The organism is Cohnella lupini (assembly GCF_003386205.1).
In the GTDB taxonomy this organism is placed as follows: domain Bacteria; phylum Bacillota; class Bacilli; order Paenibacillales; family Paenibacillaceae; genus Cohnella; species Cohnella lupini.
On the sequence record NZ_QRDY01000003.1, the window covers coordinates 277,183 to 296,581 of the forward strand.

At 51.5% G+C, this 19,399-nt stretch carries 16 protein-coding genes; 13 read left to right on the forward strand and 3 right to left on the reverse strand.

The features are described 5' to 3' along the window. Positions 1 to 64 precede the first annotated feature (64 nt). A complete protein-coding gene (locus DFP95_RS08165; protein WP_115992103.1) occupies positions 65 to 1,231 on the forward strand; it encodes an exonuclease SbcCD subunit D in 1,167 nt (388 codons plus the stop codon). After that, complete coding sequence (locus DFP95_RS08170) at positions 1,228 to 4,323, forward strand: AAA family ATPase (RefSeq protein ID WP_115992104.1); 3,096 nt, start codon at positions 1,228 to 1,230, stop codon at positions 4,321 to 4,323. The genes DFP95_RS08165 and DFP95_RS08170 overlap by 4 nt, the downstream gene beginning before the upstream one ends. Positions 4,324 to 4,402: 79 nt before the next feature. On the opposite strand, the gene DFP95_RS08175 is transcribed toward DFP95_RS08170, so the two are convergent. Then, positions 4,403 to 4,720 carry a hypothetical protein gene (locus DFP95_RS08175; RefSeq protein WP_115992105.1) on the reverse strand — a complete coding sequence of 106 codons (318 nt, stop codon included), beginning with the start codon at positions 4,718 to 4,720 and terminating at the stop codon, positions 4,403 to 4,405. Positions 4,721 to 5,028: 308 nt separating this feature from the next. On the opposite strand from DFP95_RS08175, the gene DFP95_RS08180 reads away from it, so the two are divergent. From DFP95_RS08180 to DFP95_RS08215, 8 genes are all read left to right on the forward strand, one after another. Beyond that, positions 5,029 to 6,654 carry a response regulator gene (locus tag DFP95_RS08180; RefSeq protein ID WP_115992106.1) on the forward strand — a complete coding sequence of 542 codons (1,626 nt, stop codon included), beginning with the start codon at positions 5,029 to 5,031 and terminating at the stop codon, positions 6,652 to 6,654. A 1-nt stretch (position 6,655) separates the two neighbouring features. Further along, positions 6,656 to 8,446 (forward strand): cache domain-containing sensor histidine kinase, encoded by a 1,791-nt coding sequence (locus tag DFP95_RS08185; RefSeq protein ID WP_115992107.1) that lies wholly within the window; start codon positions 6,656 to 6,658, stop codon positions 8,444 to 8,446. A gap of 12 nt (positions 8,447 to 8,458) precedes the next feature. After that, on the forward strand, positions 8,459 to 9,442 hold the full coding sequence (locus tag DFP95_RS08190) for a substrate-binding domain-containing protein (RefSeq protein ID WP_115992108.1): 984 nt from the start codon (positions 8,459 to 8,461) through the stop codon (positions 9,440 to 9,442). 21 nt (positions 9,443 to 9,463) lie between these two features. Further along, on the forward strand, positions 9,464 to 10,741 hold the full coding sequence (locus tag DFP95_RS08195) for an extracellular solute-binding protein (RefSeq protein WP_115992109.1): 1,278 nt from the start codon (positions 9,464 to 9,466) through the stop codon (positions 10,739 to 10,741). A 171-nt stretch (positions 10,742 to 10,912) separates the two neighbouring features. Then, entirely contained in the window at positions 10,913 to 12,289 is a 1,377-nt protein-coding gene (locus DFP95_RS08200; protein ID WP_181907319.1) for an ABC transporter substrate-binding protein, read from the forward strand. Positions 12,290 to 12,377: 88 nt separating this feature from the next. Continuing rightward, a complete protein-coding gene (locus DFP95_RS08205) occupies positions 12,378 to 13,280 on the forward strand; it encodes a carbohydrate ABC transporter permease (RefSeq protein WP_115992110.1) in 903 nt (300 codons plus the stop codon). Between the two features lie 13 nt (positions 13,281 to 13,293). Continuing rightward, positions 13,294 to 14,139 carry a carbohydrate ABC transporter permease gene (locus tag DFP95_RS08210; RefSeq protein WP_115992111.1) on the forward strand — a complete coding sequence of 282 codons (846 nt, stop codon included), beginning with the start codon at positions 13,294 to 13,296 and terminating at the stop codon, positions 14,137 to 14,139. 28 nt (positions 14,140 to 14,167) lie between these two features. Next, a complete protein-coding gene (locus DFP95_RS08215) occupies positions 14,168 to 15,355 on the forward strand; it encodes an MFS transporter (RefSeq protein ID WP_115992112.1) in 1,188 nt (395 codons plus the stop codon). Between the two features lie 86 nt (positions 15,356 to 15,441). Here DFP95_RS08215 and DFP95_RS08220 read toward each other — a convergent pair whose 3' ends face one another. Then, complete coding sequence (locus tag DFP95_RS08220; protein ID WP_115992113.1) at positions 15,442 to 15,900, reverse strand: hypothetical protein; 459 nt, start codon at positions 15,898 to 15,900, stop codon at positions 15,442 to 15,444. An 81-nt stretch (positions 15,901 to 15,981) separates the two neighbouring features. On the opposite strand from DFP95_RS08220, the gene DFP95_RS08225 reads away from it, so the two are divergent. Together DFP95_RS08225 and DFP95_RS08230 are read left to right on the forward strand one after the other, a co-directional pair. After that, entirely contained in the window at positions 15,982 to 16,353 is a 372-nt protein-coding gene (locus tag DFP95_RS08225) for a DUF423 domain-containing protein (RefSeq protein ID WP_115992114.1), read from the forward strand. A 173-nt stretch (positions 16,354 to 16,526) separates the two neighbouring features. Continuing rightward, a complete protein-coding gene (locus DFP95_RS08230; RefSeq protein WP_245987472.1) occupies positions 16,527 to 18,368 on the forward strand; it encodes a putative bifunctional diguanylate cyclase/phosphodiesterase in 1,842 nt (613 codons plus the stop codon). A gap of 101 nt (positions 18,369 to 18,469) precedes the next feature. Here DFP95_RS08230 and DFP95_RS08235 read toward each other — a convergent pair whose 3' ends face one another. Further along, the gene (locus DFP95_RS08235) at positions 18,470 to 18,904 is read right to left on the reverse strand and encodes a hypothetical protein (protein ID WP_115992115.1); all 435 of its coding nucleotides are present in this window, start codon (positions 18,902 to 18,904) and stop codon (positions 18,470 to 18,472) included. A 176-nt stretch (positions 18,905 to 19,080) separates the two neighbouring features. Between DFP95_RS08235 and DFP95_RS08240 the strand changes: the two genes are divergently transcribed. Next, positions 19,081 to 19,395: a YunC family protein gene (locus DFP95_RS08240; protein WP_115992116.1), complete on the forward strand. Its 315-nt coding sequence runs from the start codon at positions 19,081 to 19,083 to the stop codon at positions 19,393 to 19,395. The last annotated feature ends 4 nt before the right edge of the window (positions 19,396 to 19,399 follow it).

Genomic DNA, 19,399 nt, shown 5'->3' on the forward strand with positions numbered 1-19,399 from the left:
GATTCGATCGTTTAGAATAGAAGAACATACGATTCAACATTGACCGGGGAGGAAAATAAGCCTCATGAAATTCATACATACCGCCGACTGGCATCTCGGCAAGCTCGTACAAGGCGTCTATATGACGGAGGATCAGCGTTACGTGCTGCAGCAATTGGTCGAGACCGTGGAACGGGAGCGTCCGGATGCGGTGGTCGTGGCCGGCGATCTGTACGATAGGGCAATACCGCCGACGGAAGCCGTCGAGCTGCTGGACGAGCTGTTCAGGAAGATCGTGATGGAGCTGAATACGCCGATATTAGCGATTTCGGGTAATCATGATAGCCCGGACCGGCTCTCGTTCGGAACCTCAATCATGGAAGCGAGAGGTTTGCACTTGTCGGGGCAATTGAAGGCGGCGATGAAGCCCGTCGTATTGCGCGACGAATACGGAGAAGTTCATTTCCATCTCGTGCCCTATGCGGATCCGGCGCAGGTTCGTTACATACTTGAAGACGAGGCTATCCGAACCCACGACGATGCGATGAAAGCAATCGTCGAAAGGATCGCGGCTTCGATGGATTCCGCCGCTCGCCATGTATTCGTGGGACATGCATTCGTGACGCCGGGCGCAAGGCCTGAGGAGAACACGAGCCAGTCCGAGCGTCCGCTTTCCATCGGCGGCGCTGATTACGTGCATTCCGAATACTTCAAAACGTTTCGATATACGGCTCTCGGACATTTGCACCAGGCACATCACGTGTCGGACGAAACGATCCGTTACTCCGGCTCGCCGCTGAAATATTCGATATCCGAAGAAACGCACCGCAAAGGGTTTCTAATCGTCGAGATGGACGGAGAGGGCATGGTTACCGTTGACAAAAGAGAGCTGAAGCCGCTCCGGGACATGCGTCGCGTCGTCGCTCCGATCGAAGAAATCGAGCAGCATGTGGTATGCGAGGATTACGTATTCGTTACGCTGCTGAACGATAATCCGGTTCTTTTTCCGATGGAGAAGGTTCGTGCGGTATATCCGAACGCGCTGCACGTCGAACGAAAGGTTACGGCGGTTTTCGGCATCGGGTCGGACGGCGCGGCGGAGGAAAACGTGGCAAGGAGAGAAGCTGATCCTGTAGCTTTGTTCGCAGCTTTCTATCAAGAGGTGAAAGGCATCCCGCTAACGGATGACAAACGGAAGCTATTCGCGGAAACGTATTCCGACGTATTGCGGGAAGAGGGGGGAGCGGTATGAAGCCGATTCGACTCAGCATGACCGCTTTCGGACCCTATCGCGATACCGAAACGATCGATTTCAGCTTGCTGGAGGACAGAAGATTGTTCGTCATTTCCGGCAATACGGGAGCGGGAAAGACGACCGTATTCGATGCGATATGCTTTGCGTTGTACGGGAGCGCCAGCGGGGAAGACCGCGCGGAGCCGCGAATGCTCCGTAGCCATTTTGCTTCGGATGAAGTACATACTTCTATCGATTATCATTTTTCGGTAGGATCGCGAACATACCGGGTGTTTCGCCAAATGCCGCACCGCAGGGAAGGCAACAAAAGCGAAACGGGAGGCAAGGCCGAGCTGTACGAAACGACGTCGGGCGCGGAAGTGCCTTGCATCGACCGGTTTACCGTGTCGGACGTGAATCTGCGAATGGAATCGGTCATCGGATTGACGAGGGAGCAGTTCAGCCAGATCGTGATGCTTCCGCAAGGCGAATTCCGCAAGCTTCTGACCTCCGACACGGAGAATAAAGAAGAGATTTTACGGCGGATTTTCCGCACCGGCTTGTATCAGAAGATCGAGGATCGGTTTCAACGCAGCAACCGCGAGCTTCAAGACGCATTAAAGGAAGCGAAGGCGATGCAGGACGTCTACGTTAAGCAAGCTCGGGAGACGTTGCCGGAACGGGAAGGCAGCTTGCTCACGGCAACATTGCAGCAGGAATATAGCAGCATAACTCAGGTGTCGGAAGGGTTGGTTCAGGAAGCTGCGTATTACGAAGGAGTAATGGCGGAGATCGAGACCGGGAAAGCATCCGTAGTTGCTAAGTTAGATGCCCGGGAGTCCGCGCTGCGAGAGGCGTTGGCAACGGAGAGCCGGTTCGTTCAACTGGAGGAGAAACGACTTCAGTTAGAGAGCCTGGAGGTTCGCAAAGCGGACATCGTCGAGAGCGAACGAATCGTCAAGCTGGCGGATCAGGCGGCGCGAATTGAGCCTTACGAGGAGCAAGCGGCTGCCGCGGAACGGTCGATGGAACTGAAGCGGGGCGCTCGGGAGCGCAAGCTTCAGGACGTTGCCGAGGCGGAGCGCGGGCACGCGGTCGCCGAGGAGAGGTTCCGGAGCGAGGAAGCTCGCGATGCGGAACGCAAGGAGGCCGATCGGGAGCTTGCTCGGCTGGCCGAGCTTAAGCCGATCGTGCAGACGCTCGAAGAGCGTAAGGTGGAGGCGGAGCGGCTTGCGGCTGCGGAGCGGGGGGTTATCGGCAAGCGCGAGGCGCTGGAGCGCCAGCTTGAGGGGCTTCGCGAGGAGAAGCGGAGCCTCGGGGAGCGGTTGAAGCTGGCGGAGGCGGAGGCGGTGAAGCTTCCGGAAACGCTGGAGCGGTACGAGCATATGCGAAATAAGTATAAGCTGCTGAAGGAATTGGCGGATTTGGACCATCGTATCGCCGAAATCTCCAAGTACGAAGCGGATAGAATAACGAAAGCATCGCAACTTCAAACCGATCACGACCAGCTGGAATCCTCTTGGCTGGAAGGACAAGCCGGACTTCTTGCCGCGCATCTTCACGACGGGAAGCCTTGCCCGGTTTGCGGCAGCGAGGTGCATCCGGATAAAGCGAACGCGGGCTTGTCCGGGACTCCTTCCCGCGAGGGACTGCAAGCGGCCAAGGAGAAGCTGCGACTGGCGGAACAGGAGTTAAGCGAAGCGAGGGCGCAAGCTGCGGCGGCGAGAACGGGACGAAACGAGAAGTCGGCGATCGCGACGGAATACGGGATTACGGAGGAGCCGTTCCCGGTCCAGTTGTCCCGGGCGGAAGAAGACGGCAAGCGGCTTCGGTCGGAGACGGACCTTATGAAGCAGCAGGCCGAGTTGGCGAAGTCGTATCGGGAGAATGCCGAATCAATAGATAGTCAGCTCGAGAAGCTTCAAGCCGAGCGCGAGCGGCTCGTGACCGATCAGCACCGTATATCCGTAGACAGAAGCACGAAGCAGTCGTTGCTGGACAGCGAGCTCGGCCGTATTCCGGAAGGGTTAAGATCCCCGAGCCAGCTTGCAACGCGTTTAACCGAGCAAACCGATTCGATGAACAAGCTGATCGCCGCATGGCAGGAAGCCCAGCGACTGCGGCAATCCTCGCAGGCGCGGCTCGTCGAAGAGAGGACGAACGCGGTACAGGCGAATAGCCAGTTCGAAGAGTCTTTCAAGCATAACGAGGATGTAAAGAGAAGATTCGAAGATGAGATGGCGCGATCCGGATTCGCGACGATCGCCGAGTATCATGCGGCCAAACTTCCGGAAGCGGAGAGAAGCAGCCTGACTCGGCTCATTGAAGAGTTCAAAGCCAAGCTATCCTCCTTATCGATTCAAATTCTCGAATTGGATAAGGAGTTGGCCGGGAAGACTCGGCCTGTTCCGGCAGCGCTCCAAGAAGAAATAGTAGAGTTGAAGGGGCAGCTAGATAAGATTTCGGATGAGTTGCGCTCGCTGAATCACTATAAGCAAGAGTCGATGCGCTTGCTGGCTTCGCTGGCCAAGTCGGCGGAACAATTCCGCGAGCTGGAGGCTAATCAGCAACGGGTCGCCGATATTTATCAAATGATCAAAGGCGACAATCCGCTGAAAATATCGTTCGAGCGCTATATTCTCATCGAATTCCTCGAACAAATTCTTCATGCGGCGAACGCGAGGCTGAACGACCTCTCCAACGGGCAATTCCTGCTTCAGCGTAGCGACCGATTAGAGACGCGAGGCAAACAAAGCGGCCTTGGGCTCGATGTTTACGATGCGTATACCGGCCAAAATCGGGACGTGAAGTCGATGTCCGGCGGTGAGAAGTTTAACGCGTCGCTTTGCCTGGCTCTTGGGATGACGGACGTCATTCAAGCGTACCAGGGAGGCGTCTCCATCGAGATGATGTTCATCGATGAAGGCTTCGGCTCGCTGGACGAGGACTCTCTGAACAAAGCGATTACGACTCTAATCGATTTGCAGCGTTCCGGCCGAATGATCGGCGTCATCTCGCACGTGCAGGAGCTCAAACAAGCCTTCCCCGCCGTGCTCGAAGTCAGCAAAACCAAAGAAGGCCACAGCCGTGCGGCTTTTGTCCTCAAGTGAAATTAAAGTAGCCATCCGAAGATTCGGGTGGCTACTTCTATGGTTGCGATGCAATAACTTGCTCCCGCGCCAGAAACGGCTATTCCGCCGAAGATGCCCTCAAGTAACCAATACCCATCCGAGACACGGCTATTCCAGCGAAAGTTCTCTCAAGTAACCAAATACCCGTGCGAGACACGGCTATCCCGCCGAAGATGCCCTCAAGTAACCAAATACCCGCGCCAGAAATGGCTATTTCGCCCAAGATGCCCTCGAGTAACCAAATACCCGCACCAGAAACGGCTAATCCGCCCAAGATGCCATCAAGTAACCAAATACCCGTGCCATGAACGGTTATTTTCAGATAAGGGGCAAAGCTAGTTTGAATAAGAACGGAGAAAGCGTAAAAAGTGGTCAATGGTTTGTTCGTAGGATAGGCAAGCTAGAGTAAGCGAATATACGTAGCTTCAAAAGGAGCACCTCCTTCCCGGCCGCAATAACGGAACGAGGTTCCGCTATCTCGCCGATTCCGCTATCTCGCCGAAACTCCCACCCCCTGCAAAGCTTGCACTTTGCCGGCGGTACGGCTGGTAAGAAGCCACTCCGAAGCCGAGCGAGTTTGCTTTAGCAAACATAATTAGACTTTGTAAGCAGGGGAAATATAAGGCATAATGAATTCACTTGAATTATAGCGCTTATACTTTGTGACGGGCTGGAGGGGAAACGATGTACAAAGTAATCATCGTCGACGATGAAGCGGTCGTGAGGATCGGGTTGAAAAATACGATCGACTGGGGAGCTCACGGCTTCGAACTAATAGGAGATTACGCGAACGGCCGGGAAGCTTGGGAAGCCGTCGAGCAGCATAGACCGGAGCTGGTCATCTCGGATATCAGCATGCCTTTCATGGACGGTCTCGAGTTGGCCGGGTTAATCGCCGCGCAATATCCGTACATCAAAACGATTATATTAACGGGATTCGACGAATTCGAATACGCGCAGCAGGCAATCCGCCTGAAGGTATCCGATTTCATCTTGAAGCCGATTACCGCGCAAGAAATCCGACTGTTGCTCGACCGCGTGAGGACGGAAATGGACGAAGATACGAAGCATCGCGAGGATCTCGGCAGGCTGAACAGCCAATTGAAGCAGAGCCTTCCGCTTCTACAGGAGCGGTTCCTCGAACGTCTCGTCGCCGTCGGCCTCGGCAAGGCGGAGATCGCGGAGCGGTTCGCCTATTTCGGCATGTCGCAGGCCGGTCCGCTCCATTTGGTCATGGTCGTCGATATAGACGATTTCGGCGACCGGGAGCTATTTTCATACGAGCATGACGCCGAATTTCTGCGCTTTGCCGCATTCGATATTTTCAAAGAGACTTTAGAACCGGATAACGCCCTCCTATTTCGGACTCGCGAGGAAAGAATGGTCGCCATTTTATCCGGACAAGAAAACGAAAGCTTGCTCATCGAGCAGGCGTTTTCCCTTGCCGAGAAGGTCCGCTACCACATCGAGAAATATTTGAAATTTACGGTAACGATCGGAATCGGCAGAGCATGCGCCCATATCGAGCTTCTTCCCGATTCTTACAAAGGAGCTCTGTCCGTGCTGGATTACCGATTCCTGCTAGGCAAGAATCGGGTTCTCAGCATTATCGACATGGAAGGCAAGCCGACGTCGCCGCTGCCGCCCAATCTCGATTGGGACCGTAAGCTGGCTTCCGCCGTGAAGACGGGCTCGATCCAGGAGGCGTTCCAACTGATCGAGAACGGCATATCCGAATTGAAATCGTCGATGGCTCCTATCGAAGCCTGCTTTCTGCAAATGCAGAAGGTGGTCCTTTCCTTGATGAATTCGATTCAAGAGCTCGTCGTTCACGACCAAGAGGTTTCTTTTAACCGGCAGATGAGGCTTATGGACGTGTACGGCTTCAAGACGCTGGACGAAATCGAAGGTTGGCTTAAAGACGTCGTGCGCTCGGTCATGTCAACGATCGCCGATAACCGGAGTCACCTGACGAACATGCAGATTCATCGCGCGGTCGAGTACATCGAGACGAATTATTCCAACGACAAGATGTCGTTGCAGGACCTGTGCCGTCACGTTCTAATGAGTACAAGCTACTTCAGCCTCGTGTTCAAGCAGCATACGGGAGAGACGTTCATCGAATATTTGACCGCAGTGCGGATTACCAAAGCCAAAGAGCTTCTTCACAATACGACTTTGAAATTTTATGAAATCGCCGAGCAAGTGGGTTACAAAGATCCGAATTATTTTAGCATCCTATTCAAGAAGCATACGGGGACGACGCCAAAGGACTATCGGGAGAAGCAGGTAAAGGAGAGCGGAGCATAAAATGCCCAAAGAACGTTCGATCCGCATTCCCTTGTTTCCGCTCAAGAGCATCCAATCGAATATATCGATGGCGTTCTCCTTGTTGATACTTGCCGCGATCGTGGTGACCAGTCTTGTAAGCTATCAAGTATCCGTGGCGGCCGTCGAGCGGAATTCGCAAGGATACATCGAGGAAATCATCAAGCAGGTCAACACGAACATTCAATCGTACGTCGACAATATGGAAAATATCTCTTTGCTTGCTCTCACGAACAAAGACGTGAAGTACTACATCTCGGATAACGCCTTCATCAGCGCCGAGGATCGCCGAACATACGAGAAACGAATCTCCGATTTGTTCCAAGCGATCCTATACACCCGCCAGGATATCTCTTCGATCATGGTATTCGGATATAACGGCCGCTTCGTCTCCGATAGGCGAATCACGAATTTGAATCCGAACGCGAGACTTCAAGAGCAAGCTTGGTACCAGTTGGCGAAGAGCGCCTCCGGGAAATCGGTCATTTCAGCGCCGCACGTGCAAAATATTATCCAGAACGAATATAAATGGGTCGTTTCCCTGAGTCGCGAGTTGAAGAGCACGGACGGGATTACGGCGGAGGGCATCTTCCTGGTCGACCTGAACCTGAGCATCATTAACGACATATGCAACAATATCAATCTGGGCAAGAAGGGTTATCTTTTCATCGTCGACCAGAACGGGAACATCGTCTATCATCCGCAGCAGCAGCTCATCGATAGCAAGCTGGGAACGGAAAGAATATCGGAAGTTATTCAAGCGCCGAGCGGCAGCTCGTTTAACGTCAACGACGGAGACGGCAAAAGGATCTATTCCGTGCAGGACACGAATTTCGGTTGGAAAATCGCCGGAGTCGCGTATTCGGACGATCTGATCGCCAGCCAAGACGAATTGCGCAATTCCATTCTGCTCTACTCGTTATGCGGATTAGCGATTTCGTTGCTCATATCCGTCTGGCTTTCCCATCGGTTATCGAAGCCGATCAAGGATCTGCAGTCCGATATGAAGCAGGTGGAGAAAGGCAACTTCGACATTCAGACGGAGATCGGGCAAATGAACGAAATCGGGCAACTAGGACGTTCCTTTAATCTGATGGTTAGCAGAACCAAGTTCCTGATGGAGGAAATGATCCATAACCAGGAAAACAAGCGCAAGAGCGAGCTTCTGTTGCTTCAATCGCAGATCAATCCTCATTTTCTATATAACACGTTGGATTCGATCGTATGGATGGCAGAGCAGAAGCAGCACGAAGAGGTCGTGCTCATGACCTCCGCCCTGGCCAAGCTGTTCCGCGCAAGCATTACGAAGGACCAGGAATTGGTGCCTATCCGCGTGGAAATCGAACACATAACCAACTATTTGCTCATTCAGAAGATGCGTTATCATGATGAATTGGATTACGTTATCGATATAGACGAAGCCATTCTTCCTTACAAGACGCTGAAAATATTGCTGCAGCCGTTCATCGAGAACGCGATCTATCACGGAATTCGGAACATGTACGGAATAGAAAACGGATTAGTGACGATCCGCGGCAGGCAAACGGATGACCACATCGTTTTCGAGGTCGAAGATAACGGTCATGGAATGACGCCCGAGCAATTGGGACGCATTCTTCAACGGAACGAGGAAGACAACCGGAATCAAGGCATCGGAATCAATAACGTCAACGAGCGAATCAAGCTGTACTTCGGACATGAATACGGAATTCAAATTCGCAGCGAGATCGAAGAAGGAACGTGCGTCACGATTACGATTCCCAAACTCGAATAAAGGGAGTACGACATGCGCAAGCCGAAATATGCCATAGGATTCATCATACTCGTCCTTGTCGTCGGGGTATATTCCATCGTTTATTTCAAGCTTATCGGATCGCCGCATAAGGGGAACAACGTAACGGTCGTTCTGAAGTCGATGAACGTCCGCTTGGATTTCTGGCAAGCCGTGAGCAATGGAGCGGAAGCCGCCGCCAAAGAGATGGGGCTGGAGCTCGTCGTGCAAGGACCGCTGCAGGAAGGGGACGCTGACGATCAAATTCTGATCTTGGAGGATGCGATCGATAGGAAGCCGGACGCGATCGTCGTCGCTCCGATCATGGACGATCGGATGCCCGCGATGCTCGATAAAATCCGTTCCTCCGGGATCGAATTGATCGTGATCGATACTCCCGTGGACATGAATCCGGCTCCCGTCGTCGTCTCGAACGATCACGAGGAAGCGGGGAGGCTTGCCGGACAGACGGCGATCGATGAAGCAAAAGGAAGGCCTACCGTAGCGATTATCGGCGATAGCGCCGACTCGAGGATCTCCGCCGAGAGATTAACGGGACTTAAGCAGGCGATGCTGCCCTATAAAGATAGCCTGATCGGAATGTATTACGCGGATAACTCCGAAGAGCAAGCTTACGAGGTTGCCAAGCGACTGTTGGCGGAGGACAATCCTTTTAATACGCTGATCGCTCTGAATGAATCGGCTACGCTGGGCGCTGCCAAAGCGCTGAAAGAGCGGAATAAATCAGGCGTTATCAACTTGATCGGCTTCGACAGCTCCGTCGACGAAATACAACTGCTTGAAGCGGGAGTCGTGAAAGCGGCTATCGTTCAAAAGCCGTTCAACATGGGGTATTTGGGCGTAAAAACGGCGCTTAAGCTTATCCATGGCGGCGATGCCGAATCGATAACGTATATCGAATCCAATTTGATCACGAAGGAAAACATGTATTCGCCGGAGAATCAGAAGCTTCTGTTTCCGTTCATCAATAACAGGTAGGTTGGAGGGAGTAATCGACCGATGCGAACCATTCCCCGTCAAGCTCGACGCATAGCTTGCATGCTCATTGCAACGTTCGTGCCATTGATTATCGCTTCGTGCGCGAATTCGGGTTCGGAGCCTATAGCGCCGGTGCAAGAGGAGCCAGCGCTCATTCGCTTCGTCGCATCCGAGTACAGCACGGAGACGAAACCGTTACTGGAGAAGCTCGTGAAGGAATTCGAACTTAAGAATCCATTGATCGACATCGAGCTGCAAGTGGCGAACTGGGACATTCTCGACGGCATCTACACGACGATGATTAGCAAGAACCAACCGCCGGACTTGCTGAACACCAACGTTTACGCCCATTTTGCCCAAGATGGCCTGCTTAACGACTTGAGCGATATCGTCTCTCCCGAGCTCGCGAATAAGCTTTATCCGAATTTAATGGAAATGGATAGGATGAACGGCATTCAATACGCGATTCCTTACGTGGCTTCGATGCGCAATCTTTACTTTAACGATGAATTGTTTGCCAAAGCCGGCATCGCGGCACCTCCCACGACTTGGTCCGAGCTTAAGGAAGCCGCCCGCAAGATCAAAGCCACGGGCATTGCCGACGGCTTCGGCGTGGATCTGACGGATAACGAGACGCAGGCGTATTTGTCGTACTTCTTCTATGGCGCCGGCGGAACGTGGATCAAGGACGGCAAATGGGCGATCAACTCTCCCGCCAACGTCGAGGGATTGACCTTCCTTAAGGAGATGTTCGACAGCGGGCTCACGGATCCCGATCCGACGGTCACGACGCGGGACGAGAAGCAGCGGATATTAGGTTACGGAGAGCTGGGCATGATGATCTCCGGCAATTACTTTACCTCGGTCGTTCCGAAGGAATTTCCGGGCTTGAAGTGGGGAGTGGGTCCCATCCCGGTGAAGGACGGTACGCCGCCGATTTCTTTCGGGGTACATGATTTGCTCGTTTCCTTCAAGACGGATCACACGAACAAAGAGGCGTTGTCCAAATTCCTGGACTTTCTATACGAGGATTCGGCTTACGAAGAGATGATCAAGCGAGAAGGTTTTCTTCCCGTCACCACGACGGTCGGCACCGCATTATCCGGCCAAGACGAGGTCATGAAGGCGCATCTGGAGGCGCTCCGAAGGGCTAAGTTCTATCCGGTTCAAGAGCCTGCATGGCAGGCGGTCTTAGATTACGCGCGCAAGATGGGAGACGCCGTTCTTTACGAGCATCTTACGCCGCGAGCCGCGCTAGACCAGCTTCAGCACTTCGCCGAGTCCAAGAGCAAACGGTAAAAGCATGACTATTCTCTCGATACTCGGCACTAACGGAAGATAACAAAGAATTCGTGGAAGATATTCGATAGAGACTTCAGCCCTCCCGCCTTATGATGAAATCAAGCGCTAGAGTTCTTTCAGAGCTCCTATACAAAGCGTAAATTCATCATTCGTGGGAGGGTTTGCTTTATGATTATGAAGAAAAAGTTTGCAGCGCTTGGTATCTCCGCGATTCTGGCGGCAGTTACGCTGGCAGGATGCGGTTCGAACGGCAACGAAGCATCCAATTCTCCTTCCGCATCTGCTCCTGCGGCTTCGCCGTCGGCTAGCGCACCGGCATCCGAGTCGGCGTCTCCGGACACCACGGTGAAATTGACCGGCGATTTCGAAATTCAATATTTCGTCGGCGGTTACGGCGACAAATGGTGGAAAAAAGTAATCGCGGACTTCCAAGCCGCTAACCCCGACTTGAACGTCAAAGAATCCGGCGGCCCTAAAATCAACGATCAAATGAAACCCCGTTGGATCGGAGGAAATCCGCCCGATTTCGTATATATCGATGGAGCAGGCCTGAACGACCGTCAAATGGTAGAGGATGGCCAGCTTGAAGACTTGACGGAATGGTTGAAGGATGCCAAGAACGTCGACGGCGATTTGATCACCGACATCTTGGCGCAACCTGCCCAACAATTCGATGGCAAGGTATATAACATTCCGCTCGTGCTCAATTCATGGGGCGTGTTCTGGAACAAAGCCCTCTTCAAGGAAAAGGGCTGGACGGAACCGACCGACTTCCAATCTTTCCTTGACGTAAGCGACAAAATCAAAGCGGCGGGAACGACGCCGTTTATCCACACCGGTAAATATCCGTATTATATCAATGGATCGATTCTGTACCCTGCGATCGTATCCGCGAACAACAACGACTTCACTATTCTCCAAGATATGGCCGCAAATAAGGTTGAAGCTTACGAAAGCCCTGCCGTACTGGCGGCGTTGAACAAAATCGTAGCTTTGCGCGACAAAGGCTTTATCGACAAAGCATCGATCCAGATCAACCACACGGACTCGCAAATGCTGTTCCTGCAAAACAAGGACGCCTTTATTCCGAACGGTCTGTGGTTGCCTAACGAAATGGCCAAAGATATTCCGGAAGGCTTCGACTTCGGATTTATCCCTTCCGTCACTCAAGACGCCGGCGGTAAAGTCGTGGCTAACACGTCCACTTCGACCGTAGCGATCGCGAAGAACGGCAAAAACAAAGATGCTGCCAAAGCGTTCCTGCAATTCATTTTCTCCAAAGCGCAAGCTTCCCAGTGGGCAGAGCTAAGCGGCGCGCCTTCGAACATCAAAGGCGATATCAGCAGCTCCAACGCGCCTAACTTCGTTAAGGACGCGGCGAAGTATTTGACCGACCCTAACACCATCGTTATCCCGACGATCACCTACAACGCGGATGTGGATAAGGCGATGATGGATGCGACAGACGCTCTCACAATCAGCAAGATCACTCCTGAAGAATGGGTCAAACGCGTAACCGACGTCGTGAAAAAAGTTAGCAAGTAAGAAGAGCTATCAAGATTAAAGCGGAGGGTGATCGGGGCTATTGCCTCGATCATCCTCTGCCAATTTACTCGGAGGGCGGTAGGGCAATATGAACTCAGGGACCGCAAAGTGGCAGCGGAACGTATTTATCGCATCATTCATCATCCCTACTCTTTTATTCTTTGGCGTGTTTACCATATACCCCGTTATGCAAGGACTCTATTATTCCTTCTTCGATTGGTCCGGAATGTCGAATCAGAAAACGTTCATCGGATTGGATAACTTCAAGGAACTATATCACGACCCGATTATCTGGAGAGCGATCGGCAACGATTATTTTCTCGTGGCGGGAAAAGTCATCGGCATTATGGTCATCGCCACTTTCTTCGCGGTAGCTCTCACGCGTTTCGGCTTTAAGATGGCCGGGTTCTTCCGGTCGATCTTCTTCATTCCGAATGTTATTTCCGTCGTCGTTATCGGCGTGTTGTGGAATTTTATATATAATCCGCAAATCGGCTTCTTGAACGCGTTTCTGTCGTTATTCACCAAAGAGCAGGTGACGATCACTTGGCTCGGCTTCACGAGCCATACGATATGGATGTTGCTGCCGCCGGCGATATGGGCGGGAATCGGATTCTATATGATTCTTCTGATCGCGGCGATCCAGAGCGTTCCCGATTCGTATTACGAAGCCGCGAGCTTGGAGGGCGCCAGTCAATGGAGGCAATTCCGCGATATTACGATTCCGCTGGTCTGGGAACAGATCAAAGTATCGGTTCTGAACATCATGATGACCACGCTGAACGGTTCGTTCGTTATCGTCTGGATCATGACCGAAGGCGGACCGGATAACAGCACGCAGGTTATGGGCTCGTATTTGTATCAAATGGCGTTCCGTCAATATCATTTCGGTTACGGTGCTTCGATAGGGTTTATCATCTTGGTCCTGTCGCTAATTACGACTGTCATTCTTCAACGGTTAATGCGTCAAGAAACCGTCGAGATGAGCTAGAGGGGGCTATTCGATGAAAACGGGAATCAGAAATCCGGTTGTTAAATTGTTTTTTTATGCTATTCTATTCATTTGGGGAATCTCCGTACTCTATCCGCTACTGTGGACATTGCTAGACGCATTGAAAGACAACGAGCAGTTTTTCCGAAATACGCCTTGGTCATTGCCGGAATTCCCGTTGTTGTGGTCTAACTTCTCCTACGTATGGAGTAAATATAATTTCAGCACGTACTTCTTAAATTCTATAATCGTCACGGCGGGCTCGACCGGATTAGGATTGCTGCTGTCCGCCACTACGGCTTACGTATTAGCCCGCTATAAGTTCAGAGGGAGCAATTCTTTATACTTGCTCTATATCTCATCTATGATGATACCGTTCGTATTGGCGCTAATTCCGTTGTTTTTCCTAATGAACTCTATGAATTTGATCAATACGAAGCTAGGGCTAATCGTTGTCTATGCTTCCAGCGTTCTAGCGTTCGGTATATTCGTGCTAGTCGGTTTCTTCAAATCGTTGCCGAAGGAGCTGGAAGAAGCGGCAATCGTGGACGGAGCTTCTTATTACGGGACGTTCTTCCGGGTCATGCTGCCGTTATCCCAACCCGGACTGATCACGATTGCCATCGTTAACGTTCTTAACATCTGGAACGAATACATCGTCGGTACGATCCTGATCAACGATCCTAGTCAGTACACGCTGCCGGTGGAAATCGGGGTCATGCAGGCGGAAATGCAGTACCGAACGGAGTGGGGACCGTTATTCGCGGCTTTGTTTATTACCATCGTTCCCGTTCTTCTTATGTACATCTTCTTTCAACGGCAAATCGCCAGCGGGATCACCGCGGGCGCGGTTAAATAAGAAAGTCATCAGGCGGAAGGTGCAATAAGTGTCCAAAGAAATGCGCAAGCTGCTGGTCATGAACGCGATCAGCTCGATTATCACGATTTACATCGGAATATTCGTAAACCTGTATATTTGGGAAGATGGGCAATCCATCGCCGAGGTGTCGCTGTACAATATGTCGATGTTCATCACTTGGGGAATTGCCTTCGTCGCGGCGGCCAAGCTGCTGAACCGGTTTACGATTCGATTACCATTAGCGGTTTCCGCGATTTGCGGAGCCGCTGCTTTTACGTATTTGGTATCGGTGCAGATCGATAACCGGATGCTGTGGATTATTCTGCTAGGAATACCGGTCGGAGCTATGTTCGGTTCCGCGGGAGCCGCGCAAAATCTTAGCATCGCCCTAAGAGGCAAGGGAAGCGAGTTCGCTCCTTATTTCGCCGCGTTCATGGTCATCTCGCAAATATTGTCCATGGTCGTGCCGTTCGTTTCCGCGAAGGTCATCGACGGATTCGGATATGCCGGCTCCTTCGTCATGATGCTGGTTTTCGTAGCCCTGATGCTCGCGTTTTCCTTCGTCATGCCCAAGATCACTTTGGCGGAGCCCCTACGGTCAGGCAAGCCGGCGGTCGCCGTCCGATATCGCTTCCGTTCCGCCTTCGGCCGTCCCGGCTCGAAGTGGATCATCCTCTCCCTGCTCGCGGCGGGCGTGTTCATGCAGTTCCAGAATTTATTTACTCTGCTGTTCACTTTCTCCGTCACCCAAGACAAGCTGCTTATCGCGCTGTTGAACATGCTGTACACCTGCTGCTCGTTACTTGGCTTGTGGATGTACCGGAAAATTAAAATCAATGAAATGAGATGGCTTTGGATCGGCATGTCCCTTATGGCGGTAGGCTTTCTGATCGTGCTGTTCAAAGAGCCGATCGCGTTGATCCTATCCAACGTACTGACATCCATCGGCATGTTTTATTTTACGACCGTGTGGAACGCGCAGCAGTTCAGATTCATACAACATGCGGAACCATCCCAGCAAGCTTCCTTCCTCGTATGGAGGGAATGTACGCTTGTCTTTACCCGATGCGTGTTGCTTGCGCTCACGTTGCCTCTGAAGGATATGGGAGGGTCGGGATTCGCGCTTATTATCGGAGTTACGATCGTCTGCCTATTGTCCATTCCGGCTTTCCAACAGCGTGCGATGCGCGAAGCGGAGGGAGAACGGAAGTCTTAGCGCAAAGAACCGTCGGAGTTCTCCGACGGTTCTTATCTTTATACCTTTGAATTTTTTCTTAATAATCTCGAAATTGTTCTTTATTTTCAGGCGATTCCGTTTTGCAAGAAAGCGATCAGCATCAGCATAATAACCGCGAAGATGGCCAAACCGTTCATTACGGTACCGATGACCGAAAATACCTTCTTATAACCGACGCGAACAAGACCAACAATGCCGAAGATCAGGCCTATGACGTTAACGATAAGAATAAGCGGGTACGCGATTAGATAGCCTAGAAGCGGCTTCAGCTTTTCGACGAGCTCTTCTTCGGACATCGTCAATTCGTTGTTGGAATCGACGAGAGTCGAAAAGTCGATCTCGTTGGAAATCAAGACGATCACGCCGATCGTTACGCCGACGAACGCAAAGATGCTGACGATGGCCAGAACGAAGGAGGCGATTCCGAGACCGCTGTGCCTTAACGGGCCGTTATCCGGCTGAAGAATCGGACTGAAAGACTTTTGATTCTCAAAATGTTCATTATTTTCAGGCTGCTCGTTCATGACTTTCCACCTCGTTAACGTTATGATAGTTAGAGCTTGATCCCAATATGATTCTAATATCCAAGGAGGAAGTACCCCCGCATGAATAAGTATACAAAAATTGGCGCTTTTGCCGCTATGTTGTCCGTGGTGTTCGGAGCTTTCGGAGCGCATATGTTAGAGGACAGCTTAACCGCGGATGCGCTGGACGTCTACGAAACAGCCGTTCAATATCACATGTTCCATTCCATAGGCATCTTGTTGATCGCCTTGCTCATGGATCGGTTGCCTTCTCAGAAGCTAGCGGTATGGGCAGCGAGATTGCTCCTAATCGGTATTGTATTGTTCTCGGGAAGCCTCTATGCCTTGGCGCTGAGCGACGTGAAGCTTCTTGGCGCGATAACCCCGATTGGCGGAGTCGCTTTTATCGCAGGTTGGATCTGCATGGCGCTAGCGGCTCGTCCAGCCAAATAATCGGGAAGGTTCTCCGACATATTAGACATCGGATCGGCAAATTCCTTTATCTTCCGTTATTTTCATGAGAAAAAATTGGAAAAAGCTATACAATCATGGAGAATGTTCTATAATGGAAGAAATATGTAATTCACCTGGTACTATATCCCGAAGCGGAGGAAGGACGTAGCCTAGTGAACGGATGGTCCGATCAAGGACTTTGGCTGGCAGCTGTGGCCGCCGGCGCAGTTTTGACCGTAAGTGCTGCTTCATTGGGGTGGATTATTTCACGCAGGAATCACCGCGCTCCGTCCTCCGGCCCTTCTTACCAATTGGAATTGCTCGATTCGTTATACAATAATAGCCCGATCGCGTTTGCCGTCATCGATAGGCAAGGCAGATTCATCGATATCAATCGCGATCCGTCCGATTTGGTTGGATACACCAAGGAAGAGATGACGGGCAAATCGTTTGCGACCATGGTAGGAGATGAATTCGGAGAGCTAACCCGGCAAATCTTCCAGAGGACCGTAACGGGGGAAAAGTGCTCCCAGGAAATTAAAATCGTACATAAGCAAGGACACACGATAGATTTGAATATTCACACTTCGCCGCTGGTCAGAAGAAAGAAGACCATCGGTATTTTGGTGTTCATACAGGATATAAGCGACCGGAAGCGTTCGCTAGAACGAATTCGGTATATGGCCTATTACGACGATATGACCGGATTGCCTAATCGGCGGTTCTTCACGAATCGGTTGGAGGAGAAAATAAAGGCGGGCAACGTGAACGGAACACGTCTTGCTGTATGTTATTTGGATGTGGATCATTTCAAGCTGATCAATGCTTCGTTCGGCCGGGATTTCGGCGACATGCTGCTGTTGCAGATCGCGGAGAGGCTTAGCCGCGGCGTGTCCGAGCCGGGAGACTTAGCCCGTATGGAGGGCGATGAATTCGCTGCATGCTTGGATTTTCTTAAGGACGAAGAAGACGTGAAAACAAGGTTGGACGCGATGCTGGCCGTATTGGAAGAACCGTTCGAGCTAAGCGGAATTCCCATTCATATTACGGTCAGCATCGGCGTCGCGGTTTGCGAGCAAAGCACGGATGATGCCGCGACGTTGCTAAAGCGGGCGGATACGGCTTTGCATCGGGTGAAAGAGAACGGTAAGAACGATTATTTGTTGCATTCCGGCGACATGGATCACGTCGCGTTGCATAAATTGACCATTCAGCACGAAATGCGAAGAGCTTTGCTTAATCAAGAGTTCGCGCTTTTTTATCAGCCTCAATACGATCTCGCTTCAGGTCAGATCGTCGGAATGGAAGCCTTGATCCGTTGGTTTCATCCTGAGCGGGGGCTCGTTCCTCCAGGAGATTTTATTCCGGCGGCAGAGGAGAGCGGTATTATCGTGCCGCTTGGCGATTGGGTCATCGAGGAGGCTTGCAGGCAGAACAAAGAGTGGCAAAACCAAGGAATGCCGTTTATTCCGGTATCGGTAAATCTGTCCATGAGACAGTTCTCTCAGCGTAACTTGACCGGCAAGGTATCGGATATCCTCGAACAAACGGGTCTCGATCCGCGTTACCTCGAGCTAGAAATCACGGAAAGCATGACCATGGACGTAGATAGGGCTTCTCAATGCTTGAAAGAGCTGACGGATTTGGGAGTCAATATCAGCATCGATGACTTCGGAACGGGGTACAGTTCGTTTCATTATCTGAAAAACCTGCCGATCGCGCGACTTAAGATCGATCGATCCTTCGTCAGGGACATCCAGCAGGATCCGAACGATGCGGCAATCGTAGCAGCCATTATCGCTATGGCGCACAATCTTCAGCTTCAGGTTATTGCCGAAGGAGTGGAGACGGAAGATCAAGTGCATTTTCTGCGCTCGCATCGGTGTGACGAAATGCAAGGATATTTCGGGAGTCCTCCCCTTCCAAGCGACGGAGTGCTAGCGTTGCTTCGGGAAAAGCTTAACCGCCCGGCATTGCCCGTACATTCTTATATCAGAGCGAGCGGCGATTCTTAGGGACTGGTTCGAGAGGTTCTAACCGGCTGCAGGAGCGCAAAAGACCGCATGGAGCATAATGCTCCATGCGGTCTTTTGCGCCATTATAAGTTGAGGATGATTTAATCTACGAAATCGTCGATCTCGTTTAGTCCGACGGAGTATACTTGCTTCTCGTCTACATGATATACCGTCAGCAGATTGTCCGAAGCGTCGAAATTAATCACTCTGCAAGGAATGCTCATCTTCACTCCGCGACCTTTATTGATATTCAAACGAATGAGCTTGTTGCTCTCGATATATTGACGGATGCGAAGCTCCAATGGATTAGGCTGAGGCGGAGCCTTAGGAACGGCTTTCTTGGAAGACGGAGAGACCGGTGCTTTGAGGACCGATTCTTCGGGTTCGGTGACGGATTCGATTCGGTAATCGGTAATCTTCTCATGGTTCAACGCTTGTTGCAGTTGTACCAGCGCAGCACCCTTACTGGAGGAGGAAACGGTAATTTCCACGTTAAATAGGTAGGAGCCATCAGGTGATTGGTTTGATCGGTTCATTGCGAGGCCTCCATTGTAATGCTAGTTCAATAAAACTATGTCTTATCACCCAATATATCATGGTTTATATGCCCAATGTAGTGCTTAAGGGCAATAAGCCCTGAAAAATGAGTCTTACGTCGCATATTCTATAACGCATGAACCTATGCCGAAAGAAAGGCAGGGAGGTGGTATGCTTGGTTAGGGTTATTCCGCTTCAAATCGAGGATTGGACTGCGATAGGCGTCGAAGTGTTATTACCCAAAACAACCCTCTTGGCGATTACGGCGGGCAATGGTTACATTATGTGCGGTGCTTTAGACGTTCAATTGCTCAACGACAGGCTTAAAGACCGCGAAATCGTCGCGGGCCGCGCCGTTGGCGTCAAGACGATTCAACAATTGCTCGATGCGCCATTAGAATCCGTAACGGATGCTGCTCAGGCGATGGGAATCGTCGTTGGAATGAGCGGCCAAGAAGCGATTCGCTTGTTGGCGAAATCCGCTTCTTGAAAGC

Excerpts from the sequence above, each read along its gene's own strand:
- DFP95_RS08225 (WP_115992114.1), top strand. The coding sequence starts at position 15,982 with ATGAATAAGTATACAAAAATTGGCGCTTTTGCCGCTATGTTGTCCGTG.
- DFP95_RS08180 (WP_115992106.1), top strand. The coding sequence starts at position 5,029 with ATGTACAAAGTAATCATCGTCGACGATGAAGCGGTCGTGAGGATCGGG.
- DFP95_RS08210 (WP_115992111.1), top strand. The coding sequence starts at position 13,294 with ATGAAAACGGGAATCAGAAATCCGGTTGTTAAATTGTTTTTTTATGCT.
- DFP95_RS08200 (WP_181907319.1), top strand. The coding sequence starts at position 10,913 with ATGATTATGAAGAAAAAGTTTGCAGCGCTTGGTATCTCCGCGATTCTG.
- DFP95_RS08235 (WP_115992115.1), bottom strand. The coding sequence starts at position 18,904 with ATGAACCGATCAAACCAATCACCTGATGGCTCCTACCTATTTAACGTG.
- DFP95_RS08170 (WP_115992104.1), top strand. The coding sequence starts at position 1,228 with ATGAAGCCGATTCGACTCAGCATGACCGCTTTCGGACCCTATCGCGAT.
- DFP95_RS08205 (WP_115992110.1), top strand. The coding sequence starts at position 12,378 with ATGAACTCAGGGACCGCAAAGTGGCAGCGGAACGTATTTATCGCATCA.
- DFP95_RS08165 (WP_115992103.1), top strand. The coding sequence starts at position 65 with ATGAAATTCATACATACCGCCGACTGGCATCTCGGCAAGCTCGTACAA.
- DFP95_RS08220 (WP_115992113.1), bottom strand. The coding sequence starts at position 15,900 with ATGAACGAGCAGCCTGAAAATAATGAACATTTTGAGAATCAAAAGTCT.
- DFP95_RS08195 (WP_115992109.1), top strand. The coding sequence starts at position 9,464 with ATGCGAACCATTCCCCGTCAAGCTCGACGCATAGCTTGCATGCTCATT.
- DFP95_RS08185 (WP_115992107.1), top strand. The coding sequence starts at position 6,656 with ATGCCCAAAGAACGTTCGATCCGCATTCCCTTGTTTCCGCTCAAGAGC.
- DFP95_RS08190 (WP_115992108.1), top strand. The coding sequence starts at position 8,459 with ATGCGCAAGCCGAAATATGCCATAGGATTCATCATACTCGTCCTTGTC.